Raw genomic sequence first — 18,220 nt, 5'->3', positions numbered from 1 at the left:
CTCCTCATCTCCGGACCTGCGTTGTCTCGGAACCTTTATGTGTATACACCTTGGGTGGCCTACCGTCTAGGTGTTGCGGTCAGGACGCGTGACCCTGGTAGCCCCGACCCGAGGTGATCGCCGACCAGGCTGTGATGGAACTGACGACCAGCCTGCGCAACCGCGACCACGAAACACAGATCGAAACAACAACTCCCGCAGGTAATGGAGCGATGCGGCTCGCCAAGGGTCCCGGTCGGTCATCCGGCGAAGCATGAGCACGCGAGGTCATGGCGGTGACCCCGAAACCGTTGGCTCAGGGTTCCACGGTGACCTTTATGGCCTCGCCGTTCTTGACGATCGAGAAGGCGTCGAGCACGTTTTCGAGGGAGATGTGGTGGGTGATGAGGTCTTTCACCGGCACTTGGCCAGTCGAGATGTACTCGAGCGCGCGTTTGTTGTGCTCAGGTGCGGACCCGTTGGCACCGTGGATGTGCAGTTGGCGGTAGTGCACCACGTTGGAGTCACACGTGATGACGGGGTTGGTCTTGGGCAGCCCTCCGAAGAAGGAAATGCGACCGTTGCGTGCGGCCATGGCGATGGCCTGCTCCTGGGTGACGTTGGCAGCGGTCGCCGTGATCACCACATCAGCGCCACGGCCGCCGGTCAGCTCCATGACTCGCTCGACGACATCGACCTCGGTGGCGTCTATTACCTCGTCGGGTTGGACTGCGTTTGCCGACAATTTCAGGCGCTCGGCATTGACATCGACGAGAAAGACCGGCCCGCAACGGTGTACGCCGCGCGCGATGCGTATGTGCATACAACCGATCGGACCGGCACCGAAGACGACGACCGTGTCACCCTCCTCGATGCCGAGCAGCTCTTGGGCGTTGATCGCGCAGGCGAAGGGTTCGGCGGCCGAGGCCTCGTCGTATCCGACGTTGTCCGGGATACGATTCAGGCCGCCGACCCGGAGCACCTGGCTGGGCACAATCATGTACTCGGCGAACCCGCCGTCGTACTGGTAGCCCACCGACGTCTGATTCTGGCAGACCGCCATCCAGCCCTTGCCGCACTCGTGGCACTCTCCACAAGGCACCGCGGCGATGACCTGAGCGCGGTCGCCGATTTGCCACTCCGTGCCGTACAACTCGTGCACCGACGCGCCGACCTCGACGATCTCGCCGGCGATCTCGTGGCCGATTGTGCGCGGAGGGGTGAGGTTCTGGTGGCCGTTGTGGAAGATCTTGACATCCGTACCGCACGTCGAGCAGTTGCGCACGCGGAGCTTGATCTCGTCGGGACCGCACTCCGGCTCGGGGACCTCCTCCAATCGGACGTCCTCGGGTGCGTAGTAGCGCAGCGCCTTCATGGATCCGTATTCCTTCCGCCGTCCGTCGTCTGACGTGTCGGGCGACGTTCGCCCGGGTTCACCGTAACGATCATACGGGCACAAATCCACACAAATCTATGCCCATTTGTGCCCGGTCTATTGTCAATATGCCCGCTTGTGCGGTCTACTACTGCATAAGATGTGGCTGGTGTCACATGGCCGGCTAAGTTGCTCTGAGGAAGTCAAGATGTCTAACACCCCACCGGAGTCCCCCATCAGCGCGCGGGTGCGTGTGCAGCGGTTCGGTACATTCCTGTCGAACATGGTCATGCCGAATATCGGCGCCTTCATCGCCTGGGGCCTGATCACGGCCCTGTTCATTCAGAAGGGCTGGATCGAGGCACTGACCGATCGATGGGGCGGCGACAGTTGGGTGGCCCACATCGGTGGTTGGGGCGACTACGCCAGCGGGGGCATCGTCACGCCGATGATCACCTATTTGTTGCCGCTCCTCATCGGGGCCACCGGTGGTCGGATCGTCTACGACACCCGTGGCGCTGTCGTGGGTGCGATCGCCACGATGGGTGTGATCGCCGGTGCGAATGTGCCGATGTTCATGGGTGCGATGATTGCGGGCCCCCTTGGTGGCTGGGTCATCAAGAAGCTCGACGCGCTCTGGGACGGCAAGATTCGCCCCGGCTTCGAGATGCTCGTCAACAACTTCTCAGCGGGGATTTCCGGTGGGGTCTTGGCTGTGGCCGGCTTCTTCGGCATCGGTCCCCTGGTGTCCGCATTCAGCCAGTTCGCCAGCCATGTCGTGGATTTCCTGGTTGACCACGGCCTGCTGCCATTTACCTCGGTGTTCATCGAACCGGCGAAGGTGCTGTTCCTCAACAACGCCATCAACCACGGCATCCTGACACCACTGGGCACCAGCCAGGCCAGTGCCAGCGGAAAGTCGATTCTGTTCCTGTTGGAATCCAACCCCGGTCCGGGCTTGGGACTCTTGCTGGCCTATGCGGTATTCGGCCGAGGCGCGGCGAAGCTGTCGGCTCCCGGTGCGATGATCATCCACTTCCTCGGCGGTATCCACGAGATCTACTTCCCCTACGTGCTGATGAAGCCGAAGCTGATCACGGCCACCATTGCCGGTGGTATGACCGGCGTCTTCATCAACGTGCTCTTCGGCTCCGGCTTGCGCGCGCCCGCCGCGCCAGGATCGATCATCTCCGTGTATGCGCAGACAGCCAGCGGCAGCTATGTCGGAGTCACGCTGTCCGTCCTCTGCGCGGCGACCGTGTCGTTCGGGGTCGCTGCTCTCCTCCTGAAGACAGACCGCGCAACCGACGAACCCGACCTGGCCGAAGCCACCGCCACCATGGAGGCGATGAAGGGCAAGCGTTCCATTGCCTCCGACGCGCTCTCCTCGACCAGTGTGGTCGCCATCCCAGCCATTTCCACAATTGTTTTCGCCTGCGATGCCGGCATGGGCTCCTCCGCCATGGGTGCCTCCGTGCTGCGCAGGCGGATCAAGAGCGCGGGATTCGCCGAGGTCAGCGTCGTCAACCAGGCGATCTCCAACTTGACCGACAGCTACGACCTTGTGGTCACCCACAAGGACCTGACCGACCGGGCGCGCCGGGCGACGCCCTCGGCCATTCACGTCTCCGTCGATGACTACATGAACAGTCCCGAGTACAACGAGATCGTCGCCATGATCGCACGTGCCGACCGTGGCAGTGCCCCGGTCGACGACGAGACCTTCCAGAACGATTCGACCTCGGGCACCGATGTACTCTCCCCCGACTCGATAGTGCTGTCCGGCCAGGCGGGCACCGTAACCGACGCTATCAACGAGGCCGGCGAACTGCTGGTCGCCGTGGGCGCGGTTGAGGCGTCGTATGTCGACTCCATGCACGAGCGGGAGCGATCGGTTACCACGTACATGGGCAACGGGCTTGCGATTCCGCACGGCACAAATGAGGCGAAGGCCAAGATCCGTCATACGGGGATCTCGGTCGTGCGCTACCCGGAAGGCATCGACTGGAACGGCAAGCCGGTCGAGTTCGTCATCGGTATCGCCGGGGCCGGAGACGATCATCTGGCCCTGCTCAACCGTATCGCCCACGTGTTCCTCGATGAGGAACAGGTTGAGCGGCTGCGTACGGCGCGAACACCCGATGAGGTCAAAGCAGTCCTCGACAACGGTCGCGATTGATGCGAACGCGTCCGCTCGACGAGCAACCACCTACCTGCCTACTGACGCCGACTGCTCCCCGATAGGCGGGCGCAACGTGAGATGACATCAGGCCAACCGAGGCTTGGGAGAACCTGGTACGCAAATGAGGGGTGCCAGGTTCTCGGTGGCGACTCGGGGAAACACCGACACGGAATTCCTGGCTGTCATCGACAACGGCCCGGCCTGCCTTGTCCCGTGGAAAGGTTCCGGCCGGGCAGCAGCGCGTCCATCGTCGATGGAGCAGAATGCCAACGTGGATTCAGACACGCGCCAGTCGAAAATCGTGGAGTACGCCCGAACCGGTGGCAGGGTCGAAGTCGGCGAGCTGGCTTCCGAATTCGGGGTGGCTACCGAAACCATCCGTCGGGATCTGCGAATGCTCGCCGATCGCCGGCTGGTCAAACGGGTGCACGGCGGGGCGATCCCGCTCGAGAGCGCGGCGTTCGAGTCGGGCGTGGATTACCGCAGCCGAGTGGACCTCGCTCAGAAGCACCGAATTGCCGCCGCTGCGGCGGACCTGCTGCATGGAGCTGAAACCGTATATCTCGATGAGGGATTCACACCGCGCCTGATAGCCGAGAAAATTGCCGACATGGAGCTGACAGTGGTCACCTCGTCCCTGCTCGCGGCCGAGGTCCTTGCTGACAGTGAAGGGATCACCGTCCTGCTGCTCGGCGGACGCATGCGCGGCCGAACACTTGCCACCGTGGACCATTGGGCACTGCGCATGCTGGACGAGCTCGTCATCGATCTCGCCTACCTTGGTACGAACGGTATTTCGATCGAGCACGGCCTCACGACGCCGGATCCGGCGGTGGCCGCTGTGAAGAGCCAGGCGGTCAAACGCTCCAAGCGCCGTGTTCTCGTCGCCGCCGACAGCAAGTTCGGGATGATCAGCTTCTGCCGATTCGCCGAGATCGCGGACTTCGAAACAGTGGTTACCGGAACAGAACTGCCCGCGGCCGAGGCCCACCGGTTCGAGGCCCTCGGCCCCTCGGTCGTACGCGTGTGACCGTGGCGGAACCCGAGCGGTTTGTCGCACCCGGCGACATCGGCTGAAATTGCCGGTTATCGCCTGTCTCGAGGTTCACGCCGGACTGCTGAGGCCGGTTGTCGGCGACGGGAGTGTGGTGAGCGATGCGCCGGACAAGGACCAACCGGGCTGGCCGTATGCCTGCAATGTTGTAGTGCCCAACTTGCTTGCTGCAGTCATGGTTTCGACAATCAGTACTCCTCGGCGTCCGTAAGTTCGCAAATGCGTGTGCTGGGGGCGCCGATGAATCCGGCGCGGGTAATGACCTCGCGCAGGGCGGGGTCCGCGAGGAAGTTTTCGGCCGAGGAGCGATCCGGGAACTCGGTCAGGACGGTTACGTCGTCACCGATTCTGTAGATCCGGTGCCCGGTGGCACCGTGAAAGCGCCGGTTTTCCTGGTGCCCCGCGAACACCGCGCGCCAGATGTCGAAGTCCTGGACCCGGTGCTGAGTGATGAGGGTGGCCATGGCTGTTGCTCCGTGATGTTCATGACTGCCGAGCAGTGACCGCAGGGGTTGCCGGGACTCGATGTCCAAGGCGTTCGCTCTTGGTCTGCAGATAGCGGACGTTGTCGGCGGTCGGTTCGATATGAATCGGCGTGGTACGCAGGATGCTGGTCCCGAAGGAGGCGAGCGCCGATTCTTTGTGCGGGTTGTTCGTCATCAAGTTGATCGAGCGGATCCGAAGAGACGCAAGGATTTTCGCCGCTGCACCATAGTCACGTGCGTCGACGGGCAACCCGAGCGCTGTGTTGGCGTCGACCGTGTCGTAGCCGCGATCCTGCAGGCCGTAGGCAAGCAGCTTCTGAACCAGCCCGATTCCGCGGCCTTCATGGCTCCGCAGATACACCGCGACACCGGCGCCGACTCGGGCGATCTCGGCAAGCGCCAGGTCGAGTTGAGGTCCGCAGTCGCACCGTTGGGAGCCGAATACGTCGCCGGTGAGGCATTCCGAGTGCACCCGCACCAGGACATCGTCCCTTTCCACAATGTCGCCGAGCGTCAGGACCAGGTGTTCGGCTCCGTTGTCCTCCGCGACAGCGATGGCGTCGAAGATGCCGTGTGGGGTGGGCAGGCGGATGGCGGGACTGGCCACGATGGGCGCCTGCCACCTGCGATATCGGATGAGATCGGCAATCGCGAGCCGATGCAGGCCGTGTGTGGCACAGAACTCGTCGAGAGCAGCCCCACGGGCCATCGTCCCATCGTCGTTGACGATTTCGCAGATGGCCCCGGCGGAGCGCATCCCCGCCATCGTGGCCAGATCGACCGCCGCCTCGGTATGCCCGGGACGTTCGAGCACCCCGCCGGGGCACGCACGCAGCGGGAATACGTGACCAGGGCGGGTCAACTGCTCGGGGCGGGCACCACCGTTGGCAAGCAGCCGGATCGTGCGGGCCCGGTCGGCGGCCGAGATCCCCGTGCTTATCCCGTCACGGGCATCGACGCTGACTGCGTACGCCGTGCCTTTCGGATCTTCGTTGTCCGTGCACATCGGCGGCAGCCGGAGTGCGTCGAGACGCTCACCCGTCATCGGCACACACAGCACCCCGGACCCGTACCGGACGGTGAATGCGACAAGTTCCGGTGTCGCGCTCTCAGCGGCGAAAATCAGGTCGCCCTCGTTTTCCCGGTTGTCATCGTCGACCACGACGACTGGTCGGCCGGCTGCGATTTCCGTGAGGGCGCGTTCGACCGCGGCGATGAAGGGCGCCGCGGTCGGCGGAGCAGCCTCGAACACAGGGGCACTCATGGCTGCTCTTCGCGCGAGGCCACAGGCACTGCGGCAGCCACCTCGACAGTGTCGGCGATTTCTGTTGCCGCAATGGATTTCGTGTGCCGCCGAAGACCCGGAAGCCGGTAGGTGAGCAGGTATACGATCGCGGCCACCACGAAGCCGACGACGTAGGTCAGATCGCCCCAGTCAGGGTGATGGACGCTCACCCAACCTTGGTAGAAGGACAGGTTCCAGAACGGGACGGAGGCGATCACACCGACGATCCATGCGACAAAGCCCCATTCCAGCATGCGTGTCTCGTCGTACAGTTCGCCGATACGAGTCTTGTCCTTGCGCCCCCCGACGAAGTAGTCGAGCAGCAGCGCCGCGCCGAACGGCGCGATCAGGTAGGCGCCGAGAAACAGGAAGTTCTTGAACTTCGCCTCGAAGCCCTCGTCTGCCCACAGGCTGATGAGGAAGGCGATGACACAGATCACGATGACCGCGGTGCGGCGGCTCACCGGTATCCGCAGGGTCTGAACGGAAATAGCGCCACCGTAGACATTGAGGAAGTTCTGCGAGAACGAGGACAGCATGACGACCAGCAGCGCCACCGGAGCCCATGATCCGGTCAGCCGGGCCAGCGCATCGATGGGCTGCTCACCAGACACCGCCGATCCGCCGAGCAGTGCACCGGCGATACCCAGCCAAGTCAGCGTGATGAAGTTACCGGCCACCGTGTAGGCACCGGCACGCCTGGCGGTGCGGTCGTCGTCGGGCAAGTACCGCGAGTAGTCCGAGGCGAAGGGCCACCAAGCGATGAGGAACGACAGGAAGAAACCGGCGAACGTGATCCATCCGCCGACACTGCCGATATAGAACCGCGCGTGGGGATCGGCGTGGAAGCCGACTGTCTGGGCGTTGGCGACCGAGACGACGGTGATCAGCACGAATCCGGCGAACAATATGAAAGACAAGATCTTCTGCAGGAAGTGGATCATGTTGTATCCGAAGACCGCGACCACCAACTGGATGGTCACGAGTACCAGCGCCGACAGCCAGAACGGGATGCTGGATGCGAGCCTGTGCATGGCCTGGGCGCCCAGAATGATCGTCACCGCGGCCCATCCGATGCCGGCGAAGATGTTGATGTATGCCACGGGAATGAAGTTGCCGAAGAATCCGAGAGGTCCGCGAGACTGGATCTGCTGCGGGACACCGAGACGGGCGCCCATCTGCGACAGAATGCCCATTACGGCCGCGCCGACCAGCGAGCCGAGCACGATCGCTGTTACCGCTGCCGTCAGTGAAAGCCCATAGCTGACCGCCGAGAAACCGAGCACCATGATCGGGAAGTTCATGCCCGCGGCGAACCAGATGGAGAACTGGGAGCGGGGAGTCCCGTGCCGTTCGATGTCGGGGATGTGGTCGACGCCGTACGGTTCGATCGCGGCGACCTTACTGCGGTATTGCCGGTCTTCGGTGTCCGAGGACGGAGTCTGGGACATTAGAACCTCCGAGGTTTGCCATGATGTATGGCAGAAGATGTTGTGCGGATCACTTTGCAGAATGCCTGCGCCGAAGTCAACCCTGAAATTCATGGCGTAACACAAGGTCATTTACCTGTTGCAATTCGGCAGAAGCCGACTTCGCTCACAGCGTTCGACAGCAGTCGCACGGTGGCACACAATGGGCACAATTAACATGCAAGATGCCAGCAGATTGGCGGGCTGGCCCTAGGCGCAGGTACAGAACGTGTACGGTTCGACTCCCGACCTGGACGCGCTGCCAGGTATCGAGTGACGGCCGGTCATTCCAGTCGAGTGAGCGAACCGCCGTCGAAGAACTTGCCCGCGCTATAGATCATCGGCGCCTGTTCGCCGACTGCGGCGTGCAGGACACGGCAGACGAATACGGTGTGCGTCGAGGTCTGTAACCGCTCGCGGATCTCGACCTCCATTTGCGCGCTGCTGAGGTCGATCAATGGGCTCCCGAACGGACCGGGCCGCCAATCGAGACCGGTGAACTTGTCGTCGGACTTCGATGCGAACCGTTCGACGACATGAAGCTGATCGGTGGAGACGATATTGATCGCCAGGTGATCGGACCGAAAGAGGCAGTCGTGGGTGTTGGACGTGCGCTGCACGCAGACCATCACGGTCGGCGGGGTGAGCGATACGCTGGCAAAGGCGTTGACTGCCAGCCCTTTCGGGACATCGCCGTCCATCGTGGTGATCACGGTAACGCCGGTGACGAACTGGCGGTTGACCTGCTTCATCACCTCGACGTCGGCTATGCGCTGCTGTACCTGTGACATGCTGTGTACTCCGTTGTGTTGCCGTGGATTTCAGTCCTGGCCGAGGCTGATGATGCCGAGGGCGGCCAGCAGCGCGCGTGGATCCCACGTCACGAACTCTTCGACGATGCCATCGTCCTGGAAACGCGCGAAGGTCGCCCCGCTTACCTCGACACGCTTGCCGGTGATGGGGATGCCCATGAAAGCACCCGTGTGGTTGCCGACGCTGTGCCAGCGGATCGCCGCCCTGTCTCCTTCGAGGACGATGTCGTCGATCGTAGTTTTCAGGTCGGGAAATGCGGTGCGCGTCGACAGGACGGAGGCCTTGAAGGTATCGCGATCCTGCGCTGCCCCGCGAGTGCCGTGACGTCGGTACTGCGGGCTGAGCAGCGAATCGAACGCTTCGATCTCCCCTCGATCCCACGCGGCGTCCCAGGCGTTCGTGATCAGCTCGCGCCGGGCTGTGTAATCGGTCATTTGCTGTACTCCTGATCAGTTTTTCCGTTGACCATGCGCTGGGTACGAACGACACGGACTCGGAAGTTCGCCCGCCGAGGGGAAGGTGCACCGATCGCACTGGAGCGTGCGGGTTTTCGGCGGCCCAACGCTCCCGGAGGCCCGATTCGCGGATTCACGACTCGGTATGGGGAGCTTCGCCGACCGGCAACGCCTCCGAATCTGCCATGCAAGCGATTATTAGGCGCGTCACATTCACGTGTCAATGGCCGACCAGCACGCGGTCGACCGCGCGACCTGTTCCAGCTCGCATAAACGCATCTCGAGCTGGCCAAAGCCTCGAACGTGCCCGGCGATGCCCATGCCGACAACACGCCCCTTGACCAAAGCTGGAAGCCGCCTCTAATGTTTCTTGCATGCAAGAGTCGAGTCGTGTCGGAGCAGGAATCACAATCCGCAAGCTGTCGCTGTATCGCGAGGAGACCGTGACCGAAGCAGGGAAGGCACTCGTACGTCCGGTATTTCGCGCCAGCGCGGCGGCCGTCGTCACCAACCCGTGGGTCGGAACCGCCGTCACCACCGACCTGTCCGCGGCGGTCGGCGAAATCGCACCCCGGCTCGCCGAACTGCTGACCGACCGGCTGATCGCCGCTCTCGGCGGCGTGAACCAGATCGAGGCGTTCGGGAAGGCCGCTATCGTTGGGACCGCTGGCGAGATAGAGCACGGCGGCGCGCTGATCCACACACCGTACTTCGGAAACCTCGTCCGCGAATTCCTGCGGGGCGAGTCGATCATCTGCTTCGCGGACACCCGCGCGGAAGCGGGCGAAACACTCGTCGTGCCGCTGTGGCACAAGGAGCATGCCGCCACCCGCAGTCACTACCAGACAGTGAGCGCCCGAGTGCCCGACGCTCCACGCAGCGACGAAATCGTCGTCATCGCAGCGGCGTCGACCGGGCCTCGTCCGCATCCGCGCATCGGCGACCGCACCACTGACCCCGCGATCACCGCTCAAAAATTGGAGGCAGTACGTTCATGATCGTTCGCAAGATCGTCACCGTCGTCGAGGAGATCCTGACCGAAGGCGGGCGCCCCACTTCGCCTGCGGCCCGCGTCGCCGTCGTCGCCGCTGTCATCGAAAACCCTTGGACCGGTCAGGGTTTCGTCGAGGATCTGGGCCCGGGCATCGAAGACAACGCCTCGGCCATCGGCGAGTTGCTCGCACCGCAGGTCATGGAAGCGCTTGGTGCACCGGCAGAGGCATACGGCAAAGCCGCGATCGTGGGGCTCAACGGCGAGATCGAGCACGGTTCGGGCCTGATCCACACCCTCCAGTTCGGAGACCATTTCCGCAAGGCCGCCAACGCCACGACCCTGCTGCCGGCGGTCGAGAAGCGCGGCCCCGCCGGGATCACGTTCGACATCCCGCTCAAGCACATCACCGACGCGACGATCCGCTCACACCACCAGACGGTGGAGGTGCGCATCGCCGACGCCCCGCACCCGGATGAGATCGTCATCGCCTTGGCGGCCGCCGCACAGGGACGTCCTCAGCAGCGCCTGGCGCCACTGTCGACCGAGCAGTAGCCGTGGGCAAGCCGACCATGGTGCTGCTGCACGGCGTAGGGCTGGATCACACGGTATGGGAGCCTGCCGCCGAACTGCTCGCCGACCGGTACACGCTGATAACACCCGATCTGCCGGGGCACGGCGCGCGGACTCCCGCGGCCGACGGCACCACACTCGCCGACCTCTCTGAGGGGGTGGTCGACGAGTTACCGCCGAACTCGCACTTGGTGGGCTTCTCACTCGGCGCATTGGTTGCGCAATATTTAGCTCTGCACCACCCCGGACTGGTCGCGACCCTGACATCGGTGAGCTCGGTGTGCAGCCGCACCGATTCCGAGCGAGCTGCCGTGCTGGCGCGGTTGAACGCCGCGCGAGCCGACTTCGGGGCCAGCACCGCCGCGTCGATCACACGGTGGTACGAGGGCACCGACGTCGGCGACGAATGGGTCCGGCGGACCCGGGAAATATTGGCGGCGAACGACATCGCTTCGTTCCTCAATTGCTATCGCGTATTCGCGACAGCAGACCGAGAACTCGCCCCCGCATTGGGCGCTATCACCGTGCCGGCGCTCGCCGTGACCGGAAGCGACGACCCCGGCTCCACCCCGGAGATGACCCACCGGCTCGCATCGGTGTTACCCGATTGCCATGAGGTGATCATCCCGGACGCACGACACATGCTTCCCATCGAGCGCCCGCGGGAGCTCGTCGACAGCATCACCACTTTTATCGGAGAGCACGCACATGTCTGACCTCGATCAACTGCAACACTTCATCGGCGGCAAACAGGTGGCACCACAGTCCGGCGAGTACTTCGACAGCACCAACCCGGCCACTCGCGAGACGTTGTATCAAGCCGCCCGCGGCAACACAGCCGACATCGAGCGCGCCGTCGCGGCCGCGAAGGTCGCGTTCGAAGACCCCCGGTGGCGTGACCTGAGCCAGACCCGCCGCGGTCATCTGCTGCGCCGCCTCGGCGACCTCGTCGGCGAGAACGCCGACGAACTCGCCCGCATGGAGGTCCTGGACAACGGAAAACTGCTGCGTGAGATGCGCGGGCAGCTCGCCACGGTGCCCGAGTACTACTACTACTATGCCGGCCTGGCCGACAAGATCCACGGTGACGTCGTCCCGACATCCGACCGCAGAGTGCTCAACTACACCACCCGCGAACCCCTCGGCGTGGTTGGCGCGATCACCCCATGGAACTCGCCCCTCACACTGACGACAAGCAAACTGGCGCCCGCGCTCGCCGTCGGTGACACGGTGGTCATCAAGCCTTCGGAGCACACCTCGCGGTCAGCACTGCGACTGGCCGAGCTCGCGTTGGAGGCGGGCTTTCCCGAAGGCGCGGTCAATGTCGTGACCGGATTCGGAGCCGAGGCCGGTCAGGCTCTGGTCGATCATCCGGATCTGGCGAAGATTTCGTTCACCGGAAGCACAGCGACCGGGGCGCGGATCGCGGCGGCCACAGCCAGGCGATTCATCGGATCGACGCTGGAACTCGGCGGAAAGTCACCGAATATCGTCTTCGAGGACGCCGACGTGGCCAACGCCGCGATGGGCGTGGTCGCGGGCATCTTCGCGGCCGCCGGGCAGACCTGCATCGCGGGCAGTCGCGTGTTCGCGCATCGCGCCGTATACGACGAACTGCTCGAGCGAGTCACCGAGCGCGCCAAGACTATTCGGATCGGCGACCCCCTCGAGGCCGAGACCGAACTCGGACCGCTCGCATTCGAGGACCAGCGCGACAAAGTCGCGGGCTATGTCGATCTCGGGCGTAGCGAGGGTGCGCGGGTCATCACCGGCGGGCGGCCAAGCGATGGCGGGCTCGGTGGCTACTTCTACGAGCCCACCGTCCTCGTCGACGTCGACAATGACATGCGGGTGGTCCGCGAGGAAATCTTCGGCCCGGTTGTCGCCGTCATGCCGTTCGATACCGAGGAAGAAGTGCTCCGACTCGCCAACGACACCGAATACGGTCTCGCGGCCGGGGTGTGGACGACCAACCTGTCGCGCGCTCACCGCGTCGCCGCGCGCCTGGACGCCGGCACGGTCTGGGTGAACACCTATCGGGCGATGTCGCCGATGTCGCCGCGACAGGGGTTCAAAAACAGTGGTGTCGGCATCGAGCACGGCACCGAGACGATCAAGGAGTACACGCGGCTCAAGAGCGTCTGGATCAATACCAGCGAGGATGCCGTCGCTGACCCGTTCACCATGCGGAGTTGAGGAAGCAGAAACCATGAGATTTTCCCTGTTCGTGCACATGGAGCGATGGGACGAGAGCGTCACCCACCGCCAACTGTTCGAGAACCTGACCGAGCTGACGCTGATGGCAGAGGCCGGTGGCTTCGAGACGGTGTGGATCGGCGAGCACCATGCGATGGAGTACACGATCTCGCCCAGCCCCATGCCGCTACTGGCCTATCTGGCCGCCCGCACGTCGACGATCCGGCTCGGCGCGGGCACGATCATCGCACCGTTCTGGAACCCGATTCGGGTCGCAGGCGAGTGCGCGCTGCTCGATGTGATCAGCAATGGGCGCATGGAGGTCGGCCTGGCCCGAGGCGCCTACCAGATCGAATTCGACCGTCTGGCAGGCGGATTGCCTGCCACGGCGGGCGGCAAGCACCTGCGCGAACTGGTGCCCGCCGTCCGCGAACTGTGGCAGGGCGACTATGCACACGACGGTGAGATCTGGCAGTTCCCGACATCGACGAGTGTGCCGAAGCCGGTCCAGCAGCCGACGCCGCCGATGTGGATCGCCGCTCGTGATCCCGACTCGCACGACTTCGCCGTCGCACAGGGATGCAATGTCATGGTCACCCCGTTGATGAAGGGTGACGAGGAGGTCGTCGACCTCAAGCGGAAGTTCGATACCGCCGTGCAGAACCACCCCGAGGTACCGAAGCCGCAGATCATGGTGCTTCGGCACACCTACGTCCACGCGGCCGACGAACCGGATGGCTGGCGTCCCGCAGCCGAGGGCATCCAGAAGTTCTACCGGACCTTCGACGCATGGTTCGGCAACAAGACGGTCCCAGCCAATGGCTTTCTCGATCCGAGCCCCGAGTCGAAGTTCGCCGAAAGGCCCGAGTTCGCACCGGAATCGCTGCACAAGACCGCGATGATCGGCACGCCAGCCGAAGTCATCGATCGTCTGCGGTCCTATCAAGAACTCGGGATCGACGAGTTCAGCTTCTGGGCCGACAACTCCCTGTCGCATGAGGAAAAGCGCAGATCGCTGGAGCTGTTCATCAATGAGGTGGTCCCCGCGTTTCGCTGAACCGGGAACAAGGAGTCACACCATGGATATTGCCGTCGAACGCGGTCGCCGGACCATGCCCGCGCGTACTCCCGGCGACCGCACTCGACGCAATCCCGCTGCGCACGCCCGGAGTTCGGCTCCCTTCCGCGTCGATCCGGTAGGCCTGCGGCCATGTACCGTAGCGTTGACATGCAAGATACAAAGAACACTGGCGAGGGGGTACCAATGGTCGTGACATCACGGAGACTTGATACGAGCAACTTCCAGGAACGAGCGGCCGACGGTCTGCGCGAGATGATCATCTCCGGTGAGCTCGCCCCCGGTCAGCCGCTGTCGGAGGTCTCCCTCGCCGACACATTCGGAATCAGCCGCACCCCCATCCGCGAGGCACTCAAGCAGTTGCAGATCGAAGGTCTGGTGGAGATCCGCCCGCGGATCGGTACGTTCGTCGCAGTTCCTTCCCGGCGTGAACTCAACGAGTTGTTCGAGATGAAGCAGCTCCTGGAGGGTGGTGCCGCACGGTTGATGGCCGCTCGCGGCGACATCCCCGAACTCACCGCGATGAAGGCGAACGTCCGCGCGGCAGACGCCGCCGTCGAGGCGGGAGACGTCGAACGGTACGCCGAGCTGGTACACGAGTTCCACGAGATCCTCATCGCGGGCGCCGACAACGGCAAGCTGGCCACGCATTACCGGCTCCTGATGAACCAGCTGGCCTACGGGCGTCTGGTGAAAACGTCTCTCGCGCAACCAGGACGGTCACTCGAGTCCGAACACGAGCATCACACCGTCCTCGAATTGATCATCGCCAAGGACGGTATCGGCGCCGAGAACTGCATGCGACGTCACGTACATGCCAGCCAGCAGGCACTCATGTCGCAGCTCGATACCTGGCCACCGCCCCTGCGACAATTCGCGACTTAGGCTGCCGGAGTGCACCGGATCGCAGCGGCCGCCGACCGTTCGAGGTCGCCGAACTGGCCGCCGGCTGCGAAGCCGCAGCTCTTCATCGAGTCAGCCTGCGACTGGTGTCCACTGTCAACTGCAAGGAAACCTGCACGCTAGGATCACGGCATGAGTGCCCGTCCCGAGCATCGCGATACCGGCGATCCCGCCCCCGTCCAGCGTGAGGTGCTCCCCGGCGTGCCCACCGGTGTCGAGTTGGAGCAGGTGATCGGGAAGCAGGTCCGGGCACTCCGCTTGGCCAGCGGGCTGTCGGTGGGTGACATGGCCGCCAAGATCGGCATTTCCAAGGCCATGCTGTCGAAAATCGAGAACGCGCAGACCTCCTGCAGCCTTTCGACTCTGGCACGATTGGCCGCCGGTCTGGACGTACCGGTCACTTCCCTGTTCCGCGGCGCGGACACCGAACGCGAAGCGGTCTACACCCCCGGGGGGCACGGTGCGGTGATCGTCGGTCGAGGCACGCGTGTCGGCCATCACTACGAACTGCTCGGTGCGCTCCGTGGCCAGCACAAGCGGCTCGAGCCTGTGCTGGTCACACTCACCGAGGCCAGTGAAGTCTTCCCCCTGTTCCAGCACGCGGGCACCGAATTGCTGTACATGCTGGAGGGCGTCATGATCTACGGTCACGGCGACTCCGAATACACGCTGCGTCCGGGAGATTCGCTGTTGCTCGACGGTGAAGGCGCACACGGACCCAATGAGCTGGTACGGCTGCCCATCCGGTTCCTCGCCATCACCGCCTACCCCGACAATCACGCCGAGGGCTGAGCCGAGCCTGTGGTGACCCACGCCCGCATGACATCGGCCAAGGCGGCGGCACCCACGTGGCAGTCCGTAGTCTCGGCGTGTTCAGCAGGTGAGTGCGATGTACCGGACGGATTGCGGACGAAGAGCATCGCGGTGGGTACCACCGCGGCCAGAATTCCCGCATCGTGCCCGGCCTGCGTCGGAATCACCGGTATGTCGCCCAGATGGGCCAGGGCGGCCGCCAGTCGCGCCCGCGGTTCCGCCGGGAAATCGACCACGGGCGTGACGGATTCGGTGCGGATGGCCACGCCGACGCCCTCGGTTGCGGCGTGGGTGTCGGCGTGTTCGGCGATGCGAGTGACCAGTGCGTCGAGGGTGGGCTGATCGGCCGCGCGGGCGTCGAGCCAGGCGCGGACTCGCGAGGGAATCGCGTTGGTGCCGTTGGGAGAAACGAGCACCTTGCCGAAGGTAGCGACGGCTCCCACGGCGGCCGCTTCACTGCGCGCCGCGATTGCGGCAGCGGCGAACGGCAACATGGGATCGTGGCGGTCGACAAGTCTGGTGGCGCCGGCATGATTGGCCTCCCCGGCGAAGTCGAACTCCCAGCGACCGTGCGGCCAGATGGCGGAGGCCAGTGCCAGCGGCCGATCGACCACGTCCAGGGCGCGGCCCTGTTCGATATGCAGTTCGACGAAGATGCCGACGCGGTCGACGAGTGCGGTGTCTCGACCGAGCGTCCGTGGATCCCGGCCGGCCCGAATCATCGCCTCGGCCACGGTAATTCCGTCGATGTCGCGCAGGCCAAGCGCTCGTTCGGGAGCCAGTGCGCCGATGGACAGCTGGGAACCGATGCACGCCACGCCGAATCGCGCGCCCTCTTCGTCGGAGAAGGCCACCACCGCGACCGGCACCGACGGTTCGATGCCCTTGCTGCGCAGCAGATCCACCGCAACGAAGGCTGAGACAATGCCCAGCGGACCGTCGAACGCTCCCCCGTCCGGCACGGAATCGAGGTGTGACCCGGTCACGAAGGCGCCTTTGGGTTCTCCCAGCCAGGTTCGGGGTAGCCACCATGCCCAAAGGTTGCCGTTGCGATCTTCCTCCACATCCATCGAACGGGTCGCCGCGCAGTCTCGAAACCACTCGCGCAGTGTGAGATCGGGGTCCGACCACGCGTAGCGGCGATAGCCGCCGGTGCCGCCATCACGGCCGATGTCGAGGATCGCCGACCACAGCGGGTCGAAATATGGTGCGGCAGTGCTCGAATGAGTGGCTGCCGGGTCGGCGGACGTGCTCATGCGACGGTCCCGGGAATCCAGGTGGTGCCCGCAAGGGGAACACCCGCCATCGCGGCGGCTTCCACGGTGAGCGCGACGAGGTCATCGGGCTCGAGGTTGCGCAGATGCGATTTACCGCATGCACGGGCCAGGGTCTGCGCCTCCATCGTCAGCACGCGCAGATAGTTGGCCAAGCGCCGGCCGCCTTCGACCGGATCCAGTCGGGCTGCGAGGTCGGGGTCCTGGGTGGTGATACCGGCCGGGTCTCGACCGTCCTGGAAATCGTCGTAGAAACCGGCACCCGACCCGAGTGCCTCGTACTCCCCGGCGAAACGAGGGCTGTTGTCGCCCAATGCGATCAGCGCCGCCGTGCCGATGGCTACCGCATCCGCGCCCAACGCCATCGCCTTGGCGACGTCGGCGCCCGTGCGAATACCGCCGGAGACGATGAGTTGCACTTTGCGGTGCACACCGAGTTCCTGAAGCGCGCGCACGGCTTGCGGAATCGCGGCGAGGGTGGGGATGCCGACGTGCTCGATGAACACGTCCTGAGTGGCCGCCGTGCCCCCCTGCATACCGTCGACGACCACGACGTCGGCTCCCGCTTTCACCGCGAGCTTGACGTCGTAGAAGGTGCGAGTGGCACCGACCTTGATGTAGATCGGTTTCTCCCACCGGGTGATCTCACGAAGTTCCAGGATCTTGATGGCCAGATCGTCCGGACCCGTCCAGTCCGGATGGCGGCAGGCACTGCGCTGGTCGATGCCCTGCGGCAGCGTACGCATGGCCGCCACTCGCTCACTGATCTTCTGTCCCAGCAGCATCCCGCCGCCACCTGGCTTCGCTCCCTGCCCCAGCACTACCTCGATGGCATCGGCCTTGCGCAGATCGTCCGGGTTCATGCCGTAGCGCGACGGAAGGTACTGGTACACCAGATGTTTCGACTGGCCGCGTTCCTCCGCGGTCATACCGCCGTCACCGGTCGTGGTGGAAGTGCCGACAGCGCTCGCGCCGCGGCCGAGCGCCTCCTTGGCCGGACCGGACAACGCCCCGAAACTCATACCCGCGATCGTGATCGGAATATCCAGGTGCAGTGGATGTTCCGCGTGTCGGTCGCCGAGTAAAACGTCGGTGTCGCAGCGTTCCCGGTAGCCCTCGAGCGGATAGCGGGACATGGATGCGCCGAGGAAGAGCAGATCGTCGAAATGCGGCAGCGGGCGTTTCGCACCCCAGCCGCGGATGTCGTAGATGCCGGTTTCGGCGGCGCGCTGGATCTCGGCGATCGCGCGGCGGTCGAAGGTCGCGGATTCGCGCAGGGCGGGGTTGGTCATGGC

The 18,220-nt window shown here is 64.3% G+C and carries 17 protein-coding genes; 9 read left to right on the top strand and 8 right to left on the bottom strand.

What is annotated here, in order from left to right:
- Positions 1–295 precede the first annotated feature (295 nt).
- Positions 296–1,354: a zinc-dependent dehydrogenase gene (locus ACQPXH_RS12080; protein WP_433602418.1), complete on the bottom strand. Its 1,059-nt coding sequence runs from the start codon at positions 1,352–1,354 to the stop codon at positions 296–298.
- A 208-nt stretch (positions 1,355–1,562) separates the two neighbouring features.
- Between ACQPXH_RS12080 and ACQPXH_RS12075 the strand changes: the two genes are divergently transcribed.
- Both ACQPXH_RS12075 and ACQPXH_RS12070 read left to right on the top strand, forming a co-directional pair.
- A complete protein-coding gene (locus ACQPXH_RS12075; protein ID WP_433603423.1) occupies positions 1,563–3,533 on the top strand; it encodes a PTS mannitol transporter subunit IICBA in 1,971 nt (656 codons plus the stop codon).
- Between the two features lie 274 nt (positions 3,534–3,807).
- On the top strand, positions 3,808–4,566 hold the full coding sequence (locus ACQPXH_RS12070) for a DeoR/GlpR family DNA-binding transcription regulator (protein WP_433602417.1): 759 nt from the start codon (positions 3,808–3,810) through the stop codon (positions 4,564–4,566).
- 212 nt (positions 4,567–4,778) lie between these two features.
- Here the strand turns inward: ACQPXH_RS12070 and ACQPXH_RS12065 are convergent, their stop codons facing one another.
- The 5 genes from ACQPXH_RS12065 to ACQPXH_RS12045 form a co-directional block, all read right to left on the bottom strand.
- The gene (locus ACQPXH_RS12065) at positions 4,779–5,054 is read right to left on the bottom strand and encodes a hypothetical protein (protein ID WP_433602416.1); all 276 of its coding nucleotides are present in this window, start codon (positions 5,052–5,054) and stop codon (positions 4,779–4,781) included.
- 19 nt (positions 5,055–5,073) lie between these two features.
- The gene (locus tag ACQPXH_RS12060; protein WP_433602415.1) at positions 5,074–6,339 is read right to left on the bottom strand and encodes a bifunctional 3,4-dihydroxy-2-butanone-4-phosphate synthase/GTP cyclohydrolase II; all 1,266 of its coding nucleotides are present in this window, start codon (positions 6,337–6,339) and stop codon (positions 5,074–5,076) included.
- Complete coding sequence (locus ACQPXH_RS12055; protein WP_433602414.1) at positions 6,336–7,904, bottom strand: purine-cytosine permease family protein; 1,569 nt, start codon at positions 7,902–7,904, stop codon at positions 6,336–6,338. Before ACQPXH_RS12055 ends, ACQPXH_RS12060 begins: the two co-directional genes overlap by 4 nt.
- 209 nt (positions 7,905–8,113) lie before the next feature.
- Positions 8,114–8,620, bottom strand: coding sequence for a flavin reductase family protein (locus ACQPXH_RS12050; protein WP_433602413.1), 507 nt, complete (start codon positions 8,618–8,620; stop codon positions 8,114–8,116).
- A gap of 30 nt (positions 8,621–8,650) precedes the next feature.
- Entirely contained in the window at positions 8,651–9,076 is a 426-nt protein-coding gene (locus ACQPXH_RS12045; protein ID WP_433602412.1) for an ester cyclase, read from the bottom strand.
- 395 nt (positions 9,077–9,471) lie between these two features.
- Here ACQPXH_RS12045 and ACQPXH_RS12040 point away from each other — a divergent pair, with 395 nt between their 5' ends.
- The 7 genes from ACQPXH_RS12040 to ACQPXH_RS12010 all read left to right on the top strand — a co-directional run bounded on the left by ACQPXH_RS12040 (position 9,472) and on the right by ACQPXH_RS12010 (position 15,630).
- Positions 9,472–10,095 (top strand): amino acid synthesis family protein, encoded by a 624-nt coding sequence (locus ACQPXH_RS12040; RefSeq protein WP_433602411.1) that lies wholly within the window; start codon positions 9,472–9,474, stop codon positions 10,093–10,095.
- On the top strand, positions 10,092–10,643 hold the full coding sequence (locus ACQPXH_RS12035) for an amino acid synthesis family protein (RefSeq protein WP_433602410.1): 552 nt from the start codon (positions 10,092–10,094) through the stop codon (positions 10,641–10,643). The genes ACQPXH_RS12040 and ACQPXH_RS12035 overlap by 4 nt, the downstream gene beginning before the upstream one ends.
- A 2-nt stretch (positions 10,644–10,645) precedes the next feature.
- Positions 10,646–11,377, top strand: a complete 732-nt coding sequence (locus ACQPXH_RS12030; protein ID WP_433602409.1) for an alpha/beta fold hydrolase — start codon at positions 10,646–10,648, stop codon at positions 11,375–11,377.
- Positions 11,370–12,857: an aldehyde dehydrogenase gene (locus ACQPXH_RS12025; protein ID WP_433602408.1), complete on the top strand. Its 1,488-nt coding sequence runs from the start codon at positions 11,370–11,372 to the stop codon at positions 12,855–12,857. Before ACQPXH_RS12030 ends, ACQPXH_RS12025 begins: the two co-directional genes overlap by 8 nt.
- Positions 12,858–12,870: 13 nt before the next feature.
- Positions 12,871–13,914, top strand: coding sequence for an LLM class flavin-dependent oxidoreductase (locus tag ACQPXH_RS12020; RefSeq protein WP_433602407.1), 1,044 nt, complete (start codon positions 12,871–12,873; stop codon positions 13,912–13,914).
- Positions 13,915–14,121: 207 nt separating this feature from the next.
- Positions 14,122–14,820, top strand: coding sequence for a GntR family transcriptional regulator (locus tag ACQPXH_RS12015; protein WP_433602406.1), 699 nt, complete (start codon positions 14,122–14,124; stop codon positions 14,818–14,820).
- 150 nt (positions 14,821–14,970) lie between these two features.
- The gene (locus tag ACQPXH_RS12010) at positions 14,971–15,630 is read left to right on the top strand and encodes a helix-turn-helix domain-containing protein (RefSeq protein ID WP_433602405.1); all 660 of its coding nucleotides are present in this window, start codon (positions 14,971–14,973) and stop codon (positions 15,628–15,630) included.
- On the opposite strand, the gene ACQPXH_RS12005 is transcribed toward ACQPXH_RS12010, so the two are convergent.
- Positions 15,615–16,907 carry an allantoate amidohydrolase gene (locus tag ACQPXH_RS12005; protein ID WP_433602404.1) on the bottom strand — a complete coding sequence of 431 codons (1,293 nt, stop codon included), beginning with the start codon at positions 16,905–16,907 and terminating at the stop codon, positions 15,615–15,617. The two genes, ACQPXH_RS12010 and ACQPXH_RS12005, sit on opposite strands and share 16 nt — an antisense overlap.
- Positions 16,904–18,217: an FMN-binding glutamate synthase family protein gene (locus ACQPXH_RS12000; protein WP_433602403.1), complete on the bottom strand. Its 1,314-nt coding sequence runs from the start codon at positions 18,215–18,217 to the stop codon at positions 16,904–16,906. The genes ACQPXH_RS12005 and ACQPXH_RS12000 overlap by 4 nt, the downstream gene beginning before the upstream one ends.
- Positions 18,218–18,220: the final 3 nt, after the last annotated feature.

It is taken from the genome of Nocardia sp. CA-135953 (genome assembly GCF_050955735.1).
Lineage (GTDB): Bacteria > Actinomycetota > Actinomycetes > Mycobacteriales > Mycobacteriaceae > Nocardia.
The sequence above is the reverse complement of the archived record's forward strand: the minus strand, read 5'-3'. Positions and strand labels throughout refer to the sequence as shown.

Coding starts and splice junctions, on each gene's coding strand:
- ACQPXH_RS12000 (WP_433602403.1), bottom strand. CDS start 18,217: ATGACCAACCCCGCCCTGCGCGAATCCGCGACCTTCGACCGCCGCGCG.
- ACQPXH_RS12055 (WP_433602414.1), bottom strand. CDS start 7,904: ATGAATTTCAGGGTTGACTTCGGCGCAGGCATTCTGCAAAGTGATCCG.
- ACQPXH_RS12040 (WP_433602411.1), top strand. CDS start 9,472: ATGCAAGAGTCGAGTCGTGTCGGAGCAGGAATCACAATCCGCAAGCTG.
- ACQPXH_RS12010 (WP_433602405.1), top strand. CDS start 14,971: ATGAGTGCCCGTCCCGAGCATCGCGATACCGGCGATCCCGCCCCCGTC.
- ACQPXH_RS12020 (WP_433602407.1), top strand. CDS start 12,871: ATGAGATTTTCCCTGTTCGTGCACATGGAGCGATGGGACGAGAGCGTC.
- ACQPXH_RS12060 (WP_433602415.1), bottom strand. CDS start 6,339: ATGAGTGCCCCTGTGTTCGAGGCTGCTCCGCCGACCGCGGCGCCCTTC.
- ACQPXH_RS12025 (WP_433602408.1), top strand. CDS start 11,370: ATGTCTGACCTCGATCAACTGCAACACTTCATCGGCGGCAAACAGGTG.
- ACQPXH_RS12045 (WP_433602412.1), bottom strand. CDS start 9,076: ATGACCGATTACACAGCCCGGCGCGAGCTGATCACGAACGCCTGGGAC.
- ACQPXH_RS12065 (WP_433602416.1), bottom strand. CDS start 5,054: ATGGCCACCCTCATCACTCAGCACCGGGTCCAGGACTTCGACATCTGG.
- ACQPXH_RS12080 (WP_433602418.1), bottom strand. CDS start 1,354: ATGAAGGCGCTGCGCTACTACGCACCCGAGGACGTCCGATTGGAGGAG.
- ACQPXH_RS12015 (WP_433602406.1), top strand. CDS start 14,122: ATGGTCGTGACATCACGGAGACTTGATACGAGCAACTTCCAGGAACGA.
- ACQPXH_RS12005 (WP_433602404.1), bottom strand. CDS start 16,907: ATGAGCACGTCCGCCGACCCGGCAGCCACTCATTCGAGCACTGCCGCA.
- ACQPXH_RS12050 (WP_433602413.1), bottom strand. CDS start 8,620: ATGTCACAGGTACAGCAGCGCATAGCCGACGTCGAGGTGATGAAGCAG.
- ACQPXH_RS12035 (WP_433602410.1), top strand. CDS start 10,092: ATGATCGTTCGCAAGATCGTCACCGTCGTCGAGGAGATCCTGACCGAA.
- ACQPXH_RS12075 (WP_433603423.1), top strand. CDS start 1,563: ATGTCTAACACCCCACCGGAGTCCCCCATCAGCGCGCGGGTGCGTGTG.